Source organism: Staphylococcus saccharolyticus (assembly GCF_900458815.1).
Taxonomy (GTDB): Bacteria; Bacillota; Bacilli; order Staphylococcales; family Staphylococcaceae; genus Staphylococcus; species Staphylococcus saccharolyticus.
In genome coordinates, this window is the sequence record NZ_UHDZ01000002.1 from 1 (window position 1) to 19,923 (window position 19,923).

The following is a 19,923-nucleotide window of genomic DNA, read 5'->3' on the forward strand; positions in this document are numbered from 1 at the left end:
TTGGGTGAAAAGATAGTAGGCATTGGAATTGATATTTGTGAAGTAGACAAAATGAGAAAACTTTTTTTTCAATTTACAAAACAAGAGTTATCTCTCATTTTCACTGAAAAAGAACTGAATTATATTGAACTAAACAAAATGAATTTATTCATTTTGTTTAGTCTGAAAGAGTCTTTAACCAAGGCATTAGGTATAGGATTCAATTCTAAGTTATCAGAACTAAAAAAGATAGAATTTTCTTTGAATGGCAACTACATAGAGAATGTTTCTGTTAAAGAAAATTTTTCTGAGATATTGCATGAGAAAAATGTCATTTTAATCAATTCGGATTTTACAATAACAAGAAATTTGATTATTACTAAAGTATTATTGATAGGTGATAAAGGAGTGTAAGATGAATATTTCCAAAGTACTACTTACTAAAAATTTATATGAAAATCCTCAAAGAATAGCATTTATATATAATGACCAGAAACTAACTTATAAAGAGCTTTATAAAGAGGTACTTAAAAGAGCTAAAAATATGCAATATCAACTAACTGATAAAATGGTATTATTAATACTTGAAAATTCTTTAGACTTTGTTACTAATACACTCGCATTATGGCTAATAGGTAAAAAAATTGTTTTTATTAACAGTAAGTTAGACTATGAGATGATGAATAATATTATAAGTAAATATTCTAGTTTTTCAATACTGACAAAAGAACAACATAAAAAGAAGTTAAATACTGAGAATATTAATAGAGATAATATTTTCAATATTAAAGATTTCGAACATGATATTCCGGAAAATAATAAAAAGGATTTTTTGAAAACTTGTCCAAATACAAAGAGTGAATTTATACTTCATACTTCAGGTAGTAGTGGTATTCCAAAAGGATATGTTCATGATAGCAACAGTATTTTCCACGTGTGTAAAAGTTATGGAGAAAAAATTTTACATCTAACAAAATATGATGTTATATTTTCTCCTTCTAACATGACATTTGCATATGGTTTAGGTAATTCATTATATCTCCCCCTTTATTATGGTGCTACAAGTATTTTGTCATATAATATAGATATTTTAGACAATTTAGAAACTTGTAAAAAAAATAATCCTACCATAATTTTTGGTATCCCTTATATATATAAAGAGTTTATAAAAATTTTTGAGAACTATTTCGTTCCCAATTTAAGCTCAGTAAGATTATTTGTATCAGCTGCTGAAAAAATGGATATGATCACCCAAGAAAAATGGTATAAATATTTCAATCAAAATATTGTTGAAAGTTTTGGGTCCACGGAATTATTACATGTTTATATAAGCAATTCAAAAGAAAAAAACAAGATTGATTCAAATGGTAAATTGCTCGATGGATACTCTATCAAAAAAGAATATATAAATGATAAGCAGTTTGAATTAAACATTAGTGGGCCTAGTAAATTTAAATATCGGGTCAATGATAATGAATGTAAAAAATATTTTAACACTAATGATATTTTTGAAGAAGATTGTAATGGCTATTTATATTTTATTGGTAGAACAGGAACTACATTTAAGAATAAAGGTCTATGGATAGATTTAAAAACTATATATTTGAAGCTGAATCAAAATAATTTAATAGAATATGTTCATGTCACAAAACAAGAAGCAAAAAACACTTTTAAAATCAGAATATTTCTTGTAGCTAAAGATAAGATGTTAAAAAAAGAAATTATAGAAAAATCAGTTAGAAAGGATATTAGAGAGATAGGAGGTATGAATAATTTAAATATAGAAATAATCTTTCTAGATAATATACCTCGTAATGCAAATGATAAAATTAATGAACTAAAACTAAAGGATGATCTTAATTGAAAAAAGTCAATCTAAATGATACTGAAGAAATTAAACATCTTAACGGTACATTACAAATGTTACTTACCCCCTCAAATGGAGGGTCTAACAATATGATAATGGGAATTAGCAAAGTATATCCTAAAGAAATTATAGAAAAACATGTTCATGATTATAGTGATGAATGTTTTTTTGTATTGCAAGGAATCGGTAAAATAGTTTCTGATAAAAAATCTATTTTTTTTAAAAAAGATGATTGCGTATATATTCCTAAAGGTACAAAGCATAAAATATATAATAATACTGATGAAATATTAACAGTACTCTTTTGTTCTTCACCTCTAGCTCCTACTAAAGAACAGGGACATCGTAAACTAAAGGAGGTATAATTGTGAAAAATTTAATTAACAATTTTCCAGAAATAGCAAATACATTTTTTTCAATGACAAATAATATACAAAAATGTTCTGCCTATAGTGAAAAACAAAATGAATTAATATTAATTGGTATTTTTGCATCTCACGGATACGAAAGAGGCTTAAAAACACATGTTATTAGAGCTTTAAACTTAGGCGCAGATAAAGATGAAATATATTCATCGATTGTATTAGGATTACCTGTTGTTGGGATAGTAAATATAAATTCATCATTAGATATTGCAAAGGAGATTATCACTGAAAATGAAAAACTATAAAATAATAGATTTATCTGTTCCTATAGAAGCAAATGATAATGAGCCTTTTGGAGTGAAACATAATTTTTTAGATCATAAAAATGGAGCAAAACAATTTTCACAATTAGTTAATAAAAAATATGATTTAAAAAAAGACGATAAGTGGGATGAACACATTTTCCCCGATAATGAATTCCTGGCTCGAGATATAATTACTATGTCGTGTCACACCGGAACACATATAGATGCTCCATATCATTATGGTAGCAAGTGTGAGGGAAAACCATCTAAAACGGTAGATGATCTCCCTTTAGAATGGTTTATTAACGAAGGTGTTAAATTAGACTTTAGTAATTTAACAGAACCTTATTCCATTACAAAAAAAATGTTAAAACAAGAAATTCTCAAAAAAAATTTAAAAATAAATACTAATACTATTGTATTAATTGAAACAGGATATTCAAAGTTTTGGGGGCTACCTGAATATAAGAATATAAATATTAATATAGAATTAGACGCACTAGATTATATTTTGAATAAAGGAGTTAAAGTTATAGGTATCGATACTTTTGGATTTGATGTATCTTTTCCAAAAATGATTCAGAAATATAATGAGACTAAAGACTCCTCTCACTTATGGCCTACACATTTCTATGGACGAAAAAGAGAATATATACAAATAGAAAGAATGAATAATTTACATTTATTACCTAGTAAAAATTTTATTTTTAATGGCCCTCCTCTAAAAATAATTAATGGAGAAGCAAGTTGGATTAGAGCAAATGCAATATTGATTAAGGAGAATGAAAAATGAAGATTTATAATACTGTGACAATAGAAAAAAATATAGATTTTGTATTTAATAAAACTAATGATATAGATAATTGGAAAAATCTCTTTTCAGAGTACAAAGAAACTGAAGTTTTACTTAGACACAACAATACGCTAATATTTAGATTGAAAAACCTTCATGATAAAGAGTGGATATCTTGGAGAAACATTGACTATAAAAAGAATGTCGCTATAGCTAAACGATTATATCCTATGTTTCCATTCGAATCAATGGATATAAGGTGGGAATATGAGAAATTAAATGAAAATAAAACTAAAATGACTTGGATACAAGAATTTAAACCTCACAAGGATTTCCCTAAAGCTGAAAAAGAAATGAAAGATTTTTTAGATAAAAATACAAAAAAACAACAAAATATCATAAAAGAAAAGTTGGAAAGTAATGAAAAAGTATGGGATTAATTTTAAATTAAACAAGGTATCTAGTAGTGAAATTACAAATGTTTTTATACATGGATTAAATGGTTCTTTATTTCAATGGGAGTACTTTTTAAACATTAATAAAAATTATCTCGTAGTTGATTTACCTAGTCATGGCTTTTCAGATGACATAACTAATTTCAATTTCAAAAAATATACGTTAAAAATAGAAAAATTGATAAAAACTTTAAATCTAAGAGATATCAATTTAATTGGTCATTCCCTGGGAGGAGCATTGGCACTTAATCTTACTAATAGTAAATATATTAATATAAGAAATGTAATATTAATCAATAGTTGTCATATAATGAGAATAAATCCCGCAATAAATTACAAGTCATTTGATGACAAAATACTTAAAAATAAAGAATATACTATACAAAAAAAACTTAAAAATGACATTAATATGTCGAAAGTATGCATTGGAGAAAAACCTATTTATTTTGAAGTTGACAATTTCTCTAATGAATGCAAGTACATATTAATATATAGCAAAAACGATAGAATAATTTCGAGAAGAAAAATTAAAAATTTAGAGTCGATACTTCAAAATTGTATTTCTTATGAATTAATAGGTTCTAACCACTATTCTCATTTAGAAGAGGCGAATAAAGTCAAGAGTATATTAGAAAAACATAAAATATTATAACTTAAGGAAGTGATATAGTGAGAATATTACTAGATAAGATTAATTCTTTAGAATATCAGAAAGAAAAATATCACTTAAATTATTTAAGTGAAAAAGATACAAAATCTTTAATATTAAATTACATTAAGAAAAAATTGAAATGTGACTATATGGTTTACGAAAAAGACTGTAAAGTGTTTATTGGTATAAAACCTATGTATACCGTAAATATAACGAATGAGTGTACAATTATTGATCATAAAAATGAAAATAAAAGAAACTCAGAACTAAATGAAGAAAATATAAATCATCTTGTAACAGAATTATATAATTTAAAGAAGAAAATATCTATCTTTGGCATTATCAATTTTTCTTTGTCTTATAAGATATACGATATAGATAATAAAAATACAGATACACTTGCTTCTTTTTTTGTTCCGGAAATGGAAGTTATAATAGAAAAAGGGAGTATGTATATTAATTATTATAAAGATAACTTATTGAAGGATATTGAGTTTACTGCTAAAAATGATAACTTAGATTTACAGACAAATAATTTTGTTGATAAGACAATAATTTATAAGGACAAAAAAGCATATAAAAGTATCGTTGGAAAGGCGATTGATGATATTAAAGCACTTAATTATTCAAAAGTTATTCTATCTAGAAAAGTTAATATACCTAATAAAGTTAATATGCTTAAAAGCTATTTAATTGGTTTAAATAATAATACTCCAGCTCGGTCATTCTTATTTGAATTTAATGGTTTAGAATCTTTTGGATATAGTCCAGAAACAATATTAGAAGTCAAAGACAATTATGTTTATACATTCCCATTAGCCGGAACTAGAAAACTTGAAGGCAATGAGAATGATTTCTTATTAAAAAATGACTTGAAAAATGACTTGAAAGAGATAGCTGAGCATGCCATGTCTGTAAAATTATCATTTTTAGAAATGGAAAAAATTTGCAATCTCCAAAGTGTCAAAGTAGAAAAGTACATGGATGTTTATGAAAGGGGTTCTGTTCAACATTTAGGATCTATAGTATCAGGACATTTAAAAGAAGATAAAAATTATTATCATGCCATCCAATCTCTTTTTCCAGCAGTTACTTCTACAGGAATACCTAAAAAAGAAAGTCTTCTAGCTATTAACAAATATGAGAATACTCCAAGAGAATTATACAGTGGTGGTATTTTTCTTTTAAACGATAAAGAAGGTCTTGATGTAGCACTTGCTTTACGAAGTGTTTTTCAAAATGATAAGGAAACGTATTTGCGTGCTGGTGCAGGTATTATTAAAAGCTCTAATCCTGAAAGAGAGTTTACAGAGACATGTGAAAAGTTGACCTCAATCATCAACAATATTGTATATTGATGATTTAAATCTGATTTTCTGACATAATCAAGTTAATTAATAATTAACTTGATTGAATCATGGTATCGAATCTCAACAACTACTATAAATAGTTATTGAGATTCTTTTAATTCATTAATAAACTAAATTATTAAATCACACTCTATTTAATCTTTAAAGATAACAGAATTTTTATAAAATTATTATTCTACTTGACTCTCATAACACATTAAATCTAGCTATTAGTATACCTAAGCACCATGATTGTTCTATTGAAAATACATTCAATGATTTAAATCGTTTTTTAGTAATTTAATACTTTTATTTTCAAAACTGTATATGACTATATTAAGAAGGGACTAGGATAATATAAGTACCTTGATTTTTATAAATTAACCAATCAATCCCACTTGACAAAAACGTTACATTTTGCAATTCCTTTTAATTCTATAAACAGTTTGTCTTGTTATATTAACTTCTTTAGCAATTTTACTAATTGCATTGCCTTGTTCTAACATTTCTACAACTCGATGATAGATAATGCGTTTTTGTGGATCTTTTGCATTCGGAGAATACAATAATGGGCGCCCTTTATATACACCTTGTTCTTTCGCAATTTTAATGCCTTGTGCTTGTCTACGCTTGCTTTCATTTCTTTCTTGTTCTGAAACCATCGCTAATATTTGAACGATTAAATCTTTCATAAATTTATCTAACAAAGGATTATCAATGACCTCATTCATCATAGGTAAACTTGTAATCATTAGATGTACGTCTTTTTTCTTTAAATAATTTACAGTTCTGATAATTTCATCATAATTACGACCTAAACGATCAATTGATTCTACGACAAACCGATCTCCCATTCTCACAAAGTTAAGTGCTTCTTGAAATATCGGTCTATTTTCAATAGATTTACCAGATTGCTTTTCTGTAAATATTTTTTCTGCGCCAAATGCTTTTAAATTCTCCCGTTGTCTTTCTAATTTTTGATCGATAGATGATACTCTCGCATAGCCAACAATCATTGATTTCCACCTCGTAATTAATATACACCCTAATCATACGTTTTAGTTGCTATAAATTCAACAACTTTATTTGTGTGATTAGGGTGTACTTATAATTATCAAAAGTAATCTGTGAAGATACTACTTTTCTTTTTGTGCCAAATAACACTGGAAAAAGTTCAGTATTAAAATTAATTTAATGCTTATTAGAAGAGTGTATTGAAGATATACTCGGATATAATCCGCTGTCTAATGAAAAAACATATAAACCGTACAGATTTATAAATGAAAATTGGAAGGATTCATGGGATAACATTACTGAAAGTTAGAGAAGAATAATAAATAGTCCATATAAACAAAGTTAATAAGATATTTTTGCATTTCTCTACTAACCAGTGTTATAATCTAGATAACGAAAATGATTAACAATTAATGCACCAATCCCCACACTACTGCAATAGTGTGGGGATTTTTTCGATGCTGGCTTATAAAGTCGCCTATTAATTATTTGTTGCGTTTACTAAGCCAATAAGTATAATACGCAACAGCACAGCCACTGATGACTGGTGCTATGATGTGAACGAAAATGATTAGCAAAGTAATGCACCTCCTCTCTTCGTCAATTGACGCCTGAGAGATAGGCGACTCATATATTATATCATCTCTGAATATTCGATAATAGATAACTTCCGATATGTGATTTTATGTTATGCATTGATATTTATTTCTACAAAATCCAGAGACAAAAAAGATAATTTATAAGTATATTTCAAGTTTATTATAGTGCTTAAATACATCTCAAATAAGTAAATAAGTGTACTTAATTTAACCGTCTCTTTGACAGACAATTAAAATGAGTATAATGACACATTGTGTAGGTTACACAACTCTAAACTGAAAACAAGATAAAAAATTAAACTAAAAAGAAAGAAATAGTTTGAATAACAACTTGTGCAATCCATCCAGGAACTCCAATGCTCTTTAACCAATCTGTAGCAGCCTCTTCAATACTACCTGTAAAATTTGGTTTGTCAAATACAACTTATCATTAATTTATAGGAGAAAAAACATGGTACTTTTAATTTACGAAATCTTATTATTTTTAATAATTTCATTCTCATATTTTTTAATTCAAAATGGTTTTATGGAAATACATTTTGGAATCTTCGCTTCAATATTCGGAATGTTTACAGCAAATTTGTTTATGTATTACATGCTTCTATATAAAAGTCCAGAATACAAGGACAAGAAAACATTAAACATTTTTATAAACTTAATCAATCTAGTAATAATTATTGTTAGTCTAATAATGCTAATTTTGTTAACCATAAAATTAATACAGAATTAGCATTGAAATTATTTTATTGATGTTGTTTTTTTAAACTCTTAACCATCCCAAAAATAAGTAAGGGTAAAAAATATTTTAATCTCTCTTTGATTAAAATATTTGATTAAATAGTCTAATAATTTAACAATAGGCCATGAGAAAGATGCAGAAATTGTTAACAATTTAGAACAAGGATTATATCGAAAACGTATGTTAAGTTACGGTGAACCGCTTAAACAAAAACATAAACTTTTTAAATTTAGATGATGCTGAAGATGGTAATTTAATTCAAACAAATGATAAAGATAAAACAACTAATGAAAAAGAAAAAGTACATTCAATTACAACAATTTGGAATTTTGAAAAGCAAAATTACTTCTTAAAAAAATGTAGAGTTAGCGAAAAAATTATTAACTTTTTGAAAGACTTTTATAAAAATGACTACCTTATTTATTGATTTTGTCTCCCAAATGGCTACCTTCTTAGGTAGCCATTTGGGAGACAATTTTAAAATTAGGGGGTGTTTTTGTATCTATATGGTAGCCATTTTTTAGTTTTACCTCGGATTTATACACAGATTTAGGAATCCTTTTTGACACTGTCAAATAAACCATCTCTAACGAAAATGGATACCGAATGGAGACGTTTTTGTGTAGGATTTCCTTATGCTCTTAAAAATACTAAAGTTGCATTATACATCTATTTCTCCAGTTTTTAGTTTTTCTATTAAGAAGATTCATCAATATAAAAACTTCATTTGGCCTTTTAAAAGTTTTGAAAAATAAATTTTAAAGTACTTTATAGCTTCTCTGTTGAACGAAAAAATTTCAATTGGTTTTTCGTGGAAAAATTAAATTTCCTAGAAAAGGCTTAAAATGCAAAATAAAAAGACTACTCAAAAAATGAGTAGTCGAAGAATTACTTCATGTTAAAAGACTTAATGATGAATGCGGATAATACTATATTTTTTACTTTAACACTTATTTATTTTTAGTTCATTCAAAAACTATTCAATGGTGAGATTTTTTGTTTTTTTGAAACGAATTTATGCAAAAGTTTAGTTTGTAAAATGAAATTATATTTATTTAGCTCACATTTGCGTTTTAAGAACCAATATAAGTTTTAGGTAAATAATACTCATCTTAATTCTTTAAAATTCAAAATAAAGACATTTAAGATTTAAATAATATTTGTGATAAAGCTTTTGAAAAAGAGTTGCTTCTTTATTTTTTGAGTACTTTAATTTTATTTATTGGTTGGTCAAAAGATATTAAATGATACATTTATGACGAGAAAATTTATTGATGTAGAGGAAAATTTTTAATTAAACTTAAAGACTGTTAAGACTTCGGAGGCTCAACGTCAATAAGGTAACTTTGATTAATAAGTTCTCACCTTTGGTGCTTTATAGTTCTTTATAAATTCTTCGATTTCTTTGAAAGATTTTGAAAATAGTATTTTATTTCTATCTTCTTGAGTTAAAAATTCGTTTGAAACCATTTGATCGTAGAATTGTTCGATAAGGGAATAATAGTTATTTGTGTTGAAAAAGATACATGGGTTATTGTTTTGTCCAACTCTTGACCATGATACAACTTCAGTTATTTCTTCTAGAGTTCCTGGACCACCTGGAAGTGCTATACATACGTCCCCTTTTTCTAAAATAACTTCTTTTCTTTCTGACATACTTTCTACGATTATTAGTTCGTCTAACTTGTCATGTGCTAGTTCTCTTTGTTGTAAGAACGTAGGCATTACACCGATTGTTTTTCCGTTATTATGTATTACAGTATTTGCAATTGTTCCCATTAATCCTGCATTCCCGCCACCGAAAACTAAAGTGTGATTATTTTTAGCTATCCATTCACCTAATTGAATTGCATTATTTTCGTATTCTTTTTTGTTTCCTTTGCTTGCTCCACAATAAACTATAATATTCATTTTTATTACTCCTTTTTTCTTATGTTATTAAACTAGGAGGGACCATTTTGAAACGAGTAAAACGAGTTTCTTCTTGTCTTGATACTATATAGAAATAGCTCAATAACACACCTCCAAAAAGTTGAGTTCTCAATCTATCTTTCTTGATTAATATTCTAAGGTTTTTAAGAAGTTCTTTTTTATCTCCTGTTTTAACAATGATACTATGATGTATTTTTATTCTCACAAATTATTTAAATTTTTCATGGAAAATATTGTACTTAGATATGTTTTGACGACGCATATTTAACGCATGTTTTTCTTCTAGTTCTGATTTAATCGATTGCATTAAATAACCTTGCATAGCTTCAACAGATTCATTTTTTTGTAATAACATAGCTTTAAAACGTTTTAAGACACTGACAATTTCAAACTCAACTTCTTCTAAACGATAATATGTATCATGTGTATTATTAAAAGATTTCTTTCCTTTAAGTAAGATACTTTTAATAATACGAATCTCTCTAATTTCAAAATTGCTTAGATAATCTTTAATTTGATTTGGTAGTTCTTCGAGTATTTGAAATTTTAAAGCATCATTATTAAATTTAGTATTTTTATGATTTGTATGATTCGAATATGTTTTGGTTGAAGTATCATTCAAGTCATTCATATCATTATTATTAGTCTTTATATGGTCAGTATTATTAAGTTCAGTATCATTATTGTATTCTTTTGATATGTCATGAGATATCTTATTAATATTTCTTGACGTATCATTATCATATTTCTGGATGTATGATAATGATACGTCCTTGTTATATCGGTCTTCTACATCATTTTCTTGTTTTAAAATATAGTATACGTCAGTCTCTGTTACTTCCGGCTTTTTAATATATAATTTATTAGGTTTATTTAAACCAACTCTTATTTGACTAAATAAATTAGCTTGAGCTAATTCTTTTTTTATTTTTGATAATTTATTTGGACTACTAATATTTAATATCGACTTGAGTTTTTCATTGGTATAAATAAAAAATATATCTCCATTTTCATCTACCCAGTTATTTCTTATAGATAAATCTAAACGATCTCTCAATATCGACCAAGTTATTTTGGCATCATTAGACAAATTAGTATATTTAGGATTAGTAAAAAATACTTTAGGTAATTGATAGAATTTCTCTTTTTGGATTTCTTTAATGTTAAAGTTTGACATAGAAAAACCTCTTTCATATTTAAGTTTTGAAAAGAGGTAATAAAAAAGTTATAAGTATGTTTATATGTATTCGACTTGCACTAATAATTCTTAGTATATATAATAAGATTATAACAACTATATAAACAAACAAAGCACTTGTTTTATTACCGAAGAGACTTGACTATTCCCGTAGTCAGGTCTCTTTATATATTTATAGTAACACTTTTTAAAGGTTTGTTAAATTGTTTATATGCATTTGATTGTATGTATTTTAAAAATAATATTCTCATATACAGAAGTCTATAATATATATAACGTATAAACCTATATAACACCAGATATATCAAGTATAAATGATATATATATGCGAAACGATTTTTATACGATTATATGTAAAACTATATATAAATTTTCTATAAAACAATGTACTTACAAGTATAGAAGGTATATAATGGTATAAATATTATATATAATTATATGGAGGCATTATATGAAGAGTATGAAGCAAATCGCTGATGAATTAAACGTAACAAAGATGACTGTTTATAATAATGCTAAAAAAGCAAATGTGAAATTTCAAAAGATTGAAAACGTAAATTATTTATCTGCCGAAGATGAAATTATAATAGCTAATAGAATTAAAAAAAATCAAAATAAAAGTGATTACTTCGATAATGAAAAAAAGGTAGAAACCAAACCCAACAATGATAGTTCTGTAAAAGATGAAACGATAAAGCATTTATATAACCAACTAGATATATATAAAGAGCAGTCAAACAGAGATAAAGAACAGATAAAGACATTGAATAGACTTCTAGAAAATCAACAAATATTAGCTTTAGAAAGTAATAAAAAGATTCAAAAACTAGAAAGTCAATTAGAAGAAGAAAAACAGCTTAATTATTCTTTTGATACATCGACTAATGATAGACAGAATATTAATCTGCAAGAAGCAACTTTTACTGAAGAATCTCAAAATATCAACCAACAACAAAAGAAACGCCAACCAACAGACATAGAAATTGAAAATAATGATGTCAATAAAGAGAAGAAAAACGGAGAAGAAGCAACACCTAAAAAAGGACTTTGGAACCGCCTGTTTGGTAATTAATGATAAGTAAAAGGGACGACAAATTATAAACTTATTGTCCTTTTTATAAAGAAACTTTCTGATAATCGTAGCCTATGTAAAGGGTTCTGTTGCAAAGTTAATTTTATAGTATAATTTTAACAAAAAAAGGAGCCTTCTCTATGAATTATTTTAGATATAAGAAATTTAATAAAGACGTAATCACTGTAGCCGTTGGCTACTACCTAAGATACGCACTTAGTTATCGTGATATATCTGAAATATTAAGCAAACGTGGTGTTAACGTTCATCATTCAACGATCTACCGTTGGGTTCAAGAATATGCTCCTATTTTGTATCAAATTTGGAAGAAAAAGCATAAAAAAGCCTATTATAAATGGCGTGTTGATGAGACATACATCAAAATAAAAGGAAAATGGTGCTATTTATATCGTGCAATTGATACAGATGGTCATACATTGATATTTGGTTACATAACAAACAAGATAATCATTCAGCATATGCGTTTATTAAATGACTTATTAAACAATTTGGTAAGCCTCGAATGATGATTACCGACCAGGCACCTTCAACGAAGGTGGCAATGTCTAAATTGATTAAAAATTTTAAACTTAAACCTAACTGTCATTGTACTTCTAAATATCTTAATAACTTCATTGAGCATAATCACCGTCATATTAAAGTGAGAAAGAAAGACAAGGTATCAAAGTATCAATATGGCAAAGAATATTTTAAAAGGTATTGAATGTATTTACGGTCTATATAAAAGAATTGTAGGCTTCTTCAGATTTATGGATTTTCGCTGTTCTACGAAATTAGTCACATGTTGGTCAGTTAAGAGAACACTACCATGTTAAAATGATAATCAGTTATACTTTTTCTGACTTTGCAACAGAACCAGTGAAAATATGTTCTCCTACATTTACAATTGATGTATTTCGCGATAATCTATTAATGAAATAACTAATGAAAACATGTAAAAAAACCTCCAACCGTCGCCTCGGTATGGGAGGTTTTTTTACATGTTTTCATTAGTTATTGTGTTTGTTCTTAAGGTGTACAATGTACATCATTATAAGTTCACTCAGCACATTAGATATAAGTGTACTCAAGAATAACATTAATGTATATAATATTTATTTTGATTCATAAATAATTCAGCTGATGACTTCTATCTTATTAATTTTATTGGAATATTAAATAGAAATAATAGTAAATATCTAATTAACTAATATAAACAATTACAAAGAATTTTCCCTAAATATATATTTGATCAAGAACCTAATGATGGTAAGTAGAAGTAAAGTTAAGGTCAGAAAAAGTGGGATATAAAAAATAAATCCTAAAAGATTACAACGTATAGTTGTAAAAGAACAAAACTCAAAAATAATTACACAACCCCAAAAGGCACTTAAGTTAGAACAAGAGATAAATAAAAAAGAAAGAAAAATAAGAAAATTCAAAAAGAAAAGCAAAGGTTTATAAAAAGGATGAAGTCTGAAAAGAAATATACAGGGCACTGAAAGATATAGTGAAAATTTAATTTTGTTCGATAAATTATCTATTTAATTTATCGAACAAAATTCCTGCGAATACACCTACATTTAATGACTCTACATTATTTCGTAGTTCTAAACTAAAATTATAATCTGAATTTTTTATAAAAAAATCTTTAACACCATATTTTTCATTTCCTAAGAACAAAGCTATTTTATAGTTTGCTTTTAGATAATTTAACTTTTCTTCACTCAATTCGTGACCATGGGGAGAAGTAGTTATTATTAAAAAGTTATTTTCTTTTAAAAAATTATATAACTTTAATTCATTATCAAAATTCTTAAAATTAGATATGAGATTAGTACATCTTGATGAATTTAATATTTTATTAGTATATGGATAGAAATCACTTTTAGGATATAAAAAGCAATTATAATTATAAGCAACTCCAGTTCTGATAATAGTTCCAATATTACCATGATCTATAATATCATCTAAAATAATAACGTTATCATTATTTAATAAAAATCCATCTTCATTCTTTTGACATACGGCTAATACATCAATTTTATTCTTAGAATTATGTAATTTATTTAAAATACCAGATGTTGTTTCAAACCCGTCTATATTCTTTGACTCAGCAAATGATAATATATCTTTTGAATCAGTAACTATATAATTAATATCTATATTGAATTTTAATGCTTGTTTTATTTGATTTAAAGAAAACAAAACAATTTTATTTTTACATAATTTTGATTTGTTAGTTTTAAGAATTCTTATTTCTTCAAATTCTTCACTTTTTAGTTTTTTGATTTTTTTTATCATATTTATATTCCCTCCTATAAAAACTTGTAATATTTAAAAGGTTATTTTATTCTGTAAGTAGAAAAGGGGGTATTATATTGAAATTATATTATTATAATAGAAAAAAGGAAACGGATAATTTGAACTTAATAAGTAAGATATTAAGTGAATATGGTATTAATAGCGGAAAGTTTGATTTAAAAAAAACAGAATATTCTGTTTTGGATAATTCGCTACCGGAGAATACAAGGATAGATTTAATGGATAGTTACAAAAACTTAGAAAGAAATTTTTCAAATTTAAATGGGTTTAGAAGAGACTTAGTCATTTTAACTAAGGATTTTAAGTATACTAATTTCATTTTAGATAAATTTTCTCCAATTCATTTTCACTTTGAAAATGAGTATTGGTATCTGTTAGATGGAAAATGTGAATTTGGTTTTTTATTAAATGATGGTAATAAAATTTTAGTTACTTTAGAAAAGGGCGAATTTTTACAGGTTCCTGAGTGCGCGTGGCAATGGTTTGATTTGACAGAAGACAAAAATATGGCGGCAATTAGGTACTTCTATAAAACAGAAAAATCTCCAACTAAAATTGAAATAGATATAGGATAAGATTATGAATAATTATAGTGAGACGATGATAGCAGTACTTTTGGCAAGGGTTAAGAATAGTAATATTAGCAAGGAAAAGTATCCCGACAAGTTAATAGATAAATTAAATCACACACACAAACATTTTGAATTCTTAGAACATAAATCCAAAGGAATGTTCTCGAGAAGTATATTAGTTAGAAGTTTATACTTTATTGATTCTATAGTGAAATTTACAGGTGAGCAAATTATTGTTTTAGGTTCTGGTCTTGATACAAAAGCCATAGAATATGCTGATAAAGATGTAGATATCTATTATGTGGATCATCCTAAATCTATTGAATTTAGCCGAGGTCTATTAAAAAAAATGAATAGGAGCAATCTGAAATTTATTTCTTTTGATTTACAGGATGATGCTACGTATTTATTACAAATATTAAATGAAGCAGGAATAGATAAGTTTAAAGATACATTAGTAATATGGGAAGGTTCATCTTACTATATTAATCCAAAAAGTAGTTTATATTTAATTTCATCTTTAATAAATTATTTTAAAAAATTTAAATTTTATTTTGATATACTTTGTTCTGGTGCTTATCAAAATTCTAGTAAAGGAGCGAATGAAAACATAAAGTATTTGAGGAATATTAATGAAAAATGGGTTGGACATTTAAATTATAAAGATATAGAAGACATTGTATATAGTAATAAGGAATATAAAATAAGTTCAAAAGAATTTGATAGAAGTCACATTGAATTAAAGTATTTAAACGAAAATTACTTATTCAGTAATCAAATGAGCTTTATAGAAATAGAAAAGGAGTTTTAACATGAATTTTATTGGAACAGATAGTGAGACATTTGTTGAAAAATTATATGAAATGGTAATGGAGGATCAAAAAGATAAAGGAGAAAAATTAACTATAGATACTGGTGATTCAAATGAAAAAGAAGAACTTAGTCCGTTTATTATAAAACACTGGCTGAATTTTGCGGTATATTATGAAAAAGCTGCTACCCATTTTATTGGAGGATGGTTAAAGACTACAGAGAAATCTGATGCATTAGTTGATTTTGCTCATCAAATAGAAGATGAAGCTAATCACTATGTATGGCTTAGGAAATACTTAGCTGACTATGTCGAAAATCCTGATGATTTTACTCCTCCTAGAGAATGGGTTTATTTAATGGAAGAATATTATCCTGGCTTGAAAACTCTAGAAGAACGTCTTGCTGCCCATAATATAGCTTCAGAAAGTGCAGCATTAGGTTTCATGGAATTTGCATTAGATAGGTTGCCTGAAAAAATGAAGAAAACTATAGATAAAATTTCTAAAGACGAATTTTTCCATGTGACTTTTGGGAAAACTCTGTTAAAGAAGTATTGTGTTACAGAGGAAGAGCAACAGAGAGCTTATGATGCAACTGTTGAAGCTATGAGAATAATGAGAGAGGCTAGGGAAGTATTTGTGAATATATAAAAGGAGTTTGGTTATGAGAAGAGTTGTAGTAACAGGTATCGGTTTAACTTCTCCAGCTGGAAAAACTGTTGATGAATTTTGGAAAAATTTAAATGAAGGGAGGAACTTTGTTGTCGAATGTGATTCTATGATTGATATGGGGCTTAAAAGTTCATCACATGCATTAATTGAAGATAAATCACATTTATATAAATATAGCGATAAGCTAGACAATTTTATAAAATTCGGTTTATATGCTGGAGAATCAGCTTGGAAGGACTCTGGGTTAGATATATATTCTATTCAGGATGAAAGTAGAATAGGTTTAATTTCTTCATCTGCAATAGGGGGAACACAAACTGTAGCAGATAAATTTGAGGAATTGTTGGTTAATGACAATATAATTTTTAATAACAACGACTCACATTTTTATGACTCTGGTATGTATCATACATTAAATGTATTATTAAAAAGAAAATTAGGGATAAAAGGAATTACTACAGCTTTATCAACGGGTTGTACAGCTGGTATGGACTGTTTAGGATTAGGATTTGAAGAAATTATAGATGGTGATTTAGACATATGTATGATAGGAGCATCAGAGGCGCCTTTAGTAAATTTCACTTATGCAACTTTAGACGTTATAGGTTGTTTATCTAAAAATACTTCTGATTATGCGTCTTGCCCATTTAGTTTAGATAGAAATGGATTTGTAATTAGTGAAGGATCAGCTTTTTTAGTCTTAGAAGAGTATAACCATGCTAAAGATAGAAATGCCAGGATATATGCTGAAGTAGAGGACTTTCATAGTATAAATAATGGTAATCACATGACAAATCTAAAATCTGATGGTTTGGATATGTATGAATTGTTGAACATCTTGTTTAAAAAAAGAAAAGAAACAACGATTGATTATATAAATGCACATGGGAGTTCTACAAAGCAAAATGATTTATTTGAGACAGAAGCATATAAAAAATTTTTTGGGAAGGATATATATAAGATACCAATTAGTAGTACTAAATCAATGATAGGACATTCATTATCTTCAGCAAGCCTATTTGGATGTATCTCAGCAATCATGAGTATAGTTACATCGAAAATACATCCCACTATAAATTTAAATAATAATGATGAAAAATGCGATTTAAACTATGTACCTAATTACAGTATTAATAAGACAGTGAATAATGCTTTAGTTACAGCTAGTGGATTTGGTGGGATACATTCTGCTGTTATATTAAAAAAAGTAAAGGAGGAAGGTGAGTAATGAATAAAACTTGTATAACAGGGATAGGTATTATAAATTCTGTAGGTGAAAACAAAAATGAATTTTCTGATAATTTTTTTAAAGGACTTTCTGGTGTGAAACCTACTAAAAATAGTGATATTAATGCAGGTGATATTTTATTTGTTGGAAACATACTGGGTAATATATCGAATAGAATTAACAAAAGACTAGCAAAACAATCTGATAGATTCATTCATTTAGCTCTTATCGCTGCAAAAGAAGCTATTGAAGATAGAAAATGTATTACTGAATATTCACCACATGAAAAAGGAATTTTCTTTGGTAATAACTCAGGTGGGTGGGATATATGTGAAAAAGGTTTTTTCGAGTTCTTTTTGGATGATCCTAAATTAGTGAATCCTTATCAAGCTACTGCGTGGTTTCCGACTGCTCCTCAAGGTTTTACATCAATTACATATAAATTTAAAGGTTATAGTAAAAGTTTTGTAGCAGACAGACTGAGTGATGCACAAGCTTTGTATTTTGCTAATAAATGCATAAAAAAGAAAAAAAATAGTTTAATACTATTTGGAGGAGTTGAATCTCCAATAACAACTTTTGGACTGCAGTGCTATTATGGTGTTGGTAACTTGAGCAGTGTGACAAGCATAAAAGATGCTTACTTACCTTTTAAAGGAAAAAAAAATGATGGATTAGTCCTAGGAGAGGGTAGTGCAGTATTAACTTTAGAGAGTGCGGAAAATATAGATGATGATGATATATATGCTTATTTATTAGATATTAGATATATTGATATATCTGAAAACAAAATCACTCTTGTTAATACTATTACGAAAATGCTAAAGAAACTGAAGTTACGAAGTTCTGATATTGACGTTATAGTACCAGAAGGATCTTCCATAGTAGAAGAAGATTACTTTGAAATAGAATCTCTAAAAAAAATATTCTCTAAAAACACGCCTATAGCTGTTACTAAACATTATTTTGGACACTTATTTGGTGCAGCTAAAGCTACTGATGCTGCTATATCTATTCTTTCTATGAAAAGAAGCGAATTACCCCCTCATTTTATGCTGGGAGAATCGTTTAGCGATTATAAAATAAGAAAAAATACGAAAAAGGATATTAATTATATATTAAATATCTCAATATCAAAAGATAAAGAATGTATCATAAGTTTATTTAGAAAAGGTGGTAGATGTAATGATTGATGAAATAATTGAAATATTAAAACAAATGGGAATTGAAGAAGAAATGGATAATAACACAAATTTGATTTCTGACTTGTATTTAGATTCAGCTGAGTTAGTAAGTTTAAGATTGGAATTGAAGAAGAAGTTTAATGTTGACATATCTTTAAATAGTAATGAAGAGTTAACAATTCAAGAACTAAAACAAAAAATAGAGGGGGAGATGAATAATGAGTAATGTGAGAGACTATTTTAATCAAGCTTATAGTACAAAACAGGCTAATGAGCATGAATGGGTAGCTGGAACAGCCAGCCCGGAATTAATTGATCTAGTATGGAGGAAAGTAATTCCTACTGGCTCTGAAGTACTAGAAGTAGGATGTGGTATAGGAACAGAATCAGTATTTTTATCTGTTAGAGGTATGAAAGTCACTGGTATTGATATATCATCAAGCGCTATTGAAAAAGCTCAGAAGTTAGCAGAAGTATACAATGTCAAACCTCAATTTAGTGTGGAAGATGTCATTAATCTTCCTTTTGAAGATAATAGTTTTGACACAGTATGTGATCAGGGATGTTTTCACCACCTAACTGATGAAGAAAGAAAAGAATACACTAAGGAAATAAGTAGAGTTTTAAAAAAAGATGGTCTTTTAATTTTAAGATGTTTTTCAGATGCAATTCCAGGAGGTCCTCAACCTAGAAGAATAAAATCTGACGAATTAATTCAGACTCTGCAAAATGATTTTATTTTAGAAGAATTAAAAAGGGTGCTTTCATTTTCCACTGAGCAACGTGATAGTCCGTTAGGATGGTCTAGTAT

22 protein-coding genes and 2 pseudogenes are annotated in these 19,923 nt (G+C 27.2%); 19 read left to right on the forward strand and 5 right to left on the reverse strand.

All coding sequences use genetic code 11. The features are described from left to right. The 8 genes from DYE57_RS11585 to DYE57_RS11620 form a co-directional block, all read left to right on the forward strand. A partial coding sequence (locus tag DYE57_RS11585) for a 4'-phosphopantetheinyl transferase superfamily protein (protein WP_198913061.1) occupies positions 1-393 on the forward strand: 393 nt, incomplete at its 5' end. Between the two features lies 1 nt (position 394). Next, the gene (locus DYE57_RS11590) at positions 395-1,843 is read left to right on the forward strand and encodes an AMP-binding protein (protein WP_115314151.1); all 1,449 of its coding nucleotides are present in this window, start codon (positions 395-397) and stop codon (positions 1,841-1,843) included. Next, positions 1,840-2,211 carry a cupin domain-containing protein gene (locus tag DYE57_RS11595; RefSeq protein ID WP_115314152.1) on the forward strand — a complete coding sequence of 124 codons (372 nt, stop codon included), beginning with the start codon at positions 1,840-1,842 and terminating at the stop codon, positions 2,209-2,211. The genes DYE57_RS11590 and DYE57_RS11595 overlap by 4 nt, the downstream gene beginning before the upstream one ends. 2 nt (positions 2,212-2,213) lie before the next feature. Beyond that, positions 2,214-2,516, forward strand: coding sequence for a carboxymuconolactone decarboxylase family protein (locus DYE57_RS11600; protein ID WP_115314153.1), 303 nt, complete (start codon positions 2,214-2,216; stop codon positions 2,514-2,516). Further along, positions 2,503-3,309: a cyclase family protein gene (locus DYE57_RS11605; RefSeq protein ID WP_115314154.1), complete on the forward strand. Its 807-nt coding sequence runs from the start codon at positions 2,503-2,505 to the stop codon at positions 3,307-3,309. The genes DYE57_RS11600 and DYE57_RS11605 overlap by 14 nt, the downstream gene beginning before the upstream one ends. Continuing rightward, a complete protein-coding gene (locus DYE57_RS11610; protein WP_115314155.1) occupies positions 3,306-3,749 on the forward strand; it encodes an SRPBCC family protein in 444 nt (147 codons plus the stop codon). The genes DYE57_RS11605 and DYE57_RS11610 overlap by 4 nt, the downstream gene beginning before the upstream one ends. Continuing rightward, positions 3,730-4,416 carry an alpha/beta hydrolase gene (locus tag DYE57_RS11615; RefSeq protein ID WP_115314156.1) on the forward strand — a complete coding sequence of 229 codons (687 nt, stop codon included), beginning with the start codon at positions 3,730-3,732 and terminating at the stop codon, positions 4,414-4,416. Before DYE57_RS11610 ends, DYE57_RS11615 begins: the two co-directional genes overlap by 20 nt. 17 nt (positions 4,417-4,433) lie before the next feature. Next, the gene (locus tag DYE57_RS11620; RefSeq protein ID WP_115314157.1) at positions 4,434-5,774 is read left to right on the forward strand and encodes a salicylate synthase; all 1,341 of its coding nucleotides are present in this window, start codon (positions 4,434-4,436) and stop codon (positions 5,772-5,774) included. Between the two features lie 401 nt (positions 5,775-6,175). Here the strand turns inward: DYE57_RS11620 and DYE57_RS11625 are convergent, their stop codons facing one another. After that, positions 6,176-6,781: a recombinase family protein gene (locus DYE57_RS11625; protein WP_115314158.1), complete on the reverse strand. Its 606-nt coding sequence runs from the start codon at positions 6,779-6,781 to the stop codon at positions 6,176-6,178. A gap of 483 nt (positions 6,782-7,264) precedes the next feature. After that, positions 7,265-7,357: a type I toxin-antitoxin system Fst family toxin gene (locus tag DYE57_RS11630; protein WP_001791613.1), complete on the reverse strand. Its 93-nt coding sequence runs from the start codon at positions 7,355-7,357 to the stop codon at positions 7,265-7,267. 862 nt (positions 7,358-8,219) lie between these two features. Between DYE57_RS11630 and DYE57_RS11640 the strand changes: the two are divergent. Then, positions 8,220-8,472: pseudogene (locus DYE57_RS11640) on the forward strand (protein rep); the annotation flags it as partial. 995 nt (positions 8,473-9,467) lie between these two features. On the opposite strand, the gene DYE57_RS11645 reads toward DYE57_RS11640, so the two are convergent. Then, positions 9,468-10,028: an LOG family protein gene (locus tag DYE57_RS11645; protein WP_115314159.1), complete on the reverse strand. Its 561-nt coding sequence runs from the start codon at positions 10,026-10,028 to the stop codon at positions 9,468-9,470. A 229-nt stretch (positions 10,029-10,257) separates the two neighbouring features. Further along, a complete protein-coding gene (locus tag DYE57_RS11650) occupies positions 10,258-11,226 on the reverse strand; it encodes a replication initiator protein A (protein WP_115314160.1) in 969 nt (322 codons plus the stop codon). A gap of 472 nt (positions 11,227-11,698) precedes the next feature. Here DYE57_RS11650 and DYE57_RS11655 point away from each other — a divergent pair, with 472 nt between their 5' ends. From DYE57_RS11655 to DYE57_RS12940, 3 genes and pseudogenes are all read left to right on the forward strand, one after another. Then, complete coding sequence (locus tag DYE57_RS11655; RefSeq protein ID WP_115314161.1) at positions 11,699-12,319, forward strand: DUF536 domain-containing protein; 621 nt, start codon at positions 11,699-11,701, stop codon at positions 12,317-12,319. 140 nt (positions 12,320-12,459) lie between these two features. Continuing rightward, positions 12,460-13,136, forward strand: a pseudogene (locus tag DYE57_RS11660) (IS6 family transposase). Positions 13,137-13,633: 497 nt separating this feature from the next. After that, complete coding sequence (locus tag DYE57_RS12940; RefSeq protein ID WP_115314170.1) at positions 13,634-13,783, forward strand: DUF2992 family protein; 150 nt, start codon at positions 13,634-13,636, stop codon at positions 13,781-13,783. 72 nt (positions 13,784-13,855) lie between these two features. Here DYE57_RS12940 and DYE57_RS11670 read toward each other — a convergent pair whose 3' ends face one another. Continuing rightward, complete coding sequence (locus DYE57_RS11670; RefSeq protein ID WP_115314162.1) at positions 13,856-14,623, reverse strand: TrmH family RNA methyltransferase; 768 nt, start codon at positions 14,621-14,623, stop codon at positions 13,856-13,858. Positions 14,624-14,700: 77 nt separating this feature from the next. Here DYE57_RS11670 and DYE57_RS11675 point away from each other — a divergent pair, with 77 nt between their 5' ends. The 7 genes from DYE57_RS11675 to DYE57_RS11705 form a co-directional block, all read left to right on the forward strand. Then, complete coding sequence (locus tag DYE57_RS11675; RefSeq protein ID WP_115314163.1) at positions 14,701-15,219, forward strand: cupin domain-containing protein; 519 nt, start codon at positions 14,701-14,703, stop codon at positions 15,217-15,219. A 4-nt stretch (positions 15,220-15,223) separates the two neighbouring features. Next, on the forward strand, positions 15,224-16,027 hold the full coding sequence (locus DYE57_RS11680; RefSeq protein WP_115314164.1) for a class I SAM-dependent methyltransferase: 804 nt from the start codon (positions 15,224-15,226) through the stop codon (positions 16,025-16,027). A 1-nt stretch (position 16,028) separates the two neighbouring features. After that, positions 16,029-16,679, forward strand: a complete 651-nt coding sequence (locus tag DYE57_RS11685) for a ferritin-like domain-containing protein (RefSeq protein ID WP_115314165.1) — start codon at positions 16,029-16,031, stop codon at positions 16,677-16,679. A gap of 13 nt (positions 16,680-16,692) precedes the next feature. After that, the gene (locus DYE57_RS11690) at positions 16,693-17,928 is read left to right on the forward strand and encodes a beta-ketoacyl-[acyl-carrier-protein] synthase family protein (protein WP_115314166.1); all 1,236 of its coding nucleotides are present in this window, start codon (positions 16,693-16,695) and stop codon (positions 17,926-17,928) included. Next, complete coding sequence (locus tag DYE57_RS11695; protein ID WP_115314167.1) at positions 17,928-19,121, forward strand: beta-ketoacyl synthase N-terminal-like domain-containing protein; 1,194 nt, start codon at positions 17,928-17,930, stop codon at positions 19,119-19,121. The genes DYE57_RS11690 and DYE57_RS11695 overlap by 1 nt, the downstream gene beginning before the upstream one ends. Beyond that, positions 19,114-19,338, forward strand: a complete 225-nt coding sequence (locus tag DYE57_RS11700) for an acyl carrier protein (protein ID WP_115314168.1) — start codon at positions 19,114-19,116, stop codon at positions 19,336-19,338. Before DYE57_RS11695 ends, DYE57_RS11700 begins: the two co-directional genes overlap by 8 nt. After that, a partial coding sequence (locus tag DYE57_RS11705; protein WP_217422998.1) for a class I SAM-dependent methyltransferase occupies positions 19,331-19,923 on the forward strand: 593 nt, incomplete at its 3' end. The genes DYE57_RS11700 and DYE57_RS11705, both read left to right, overlap by 8 nt.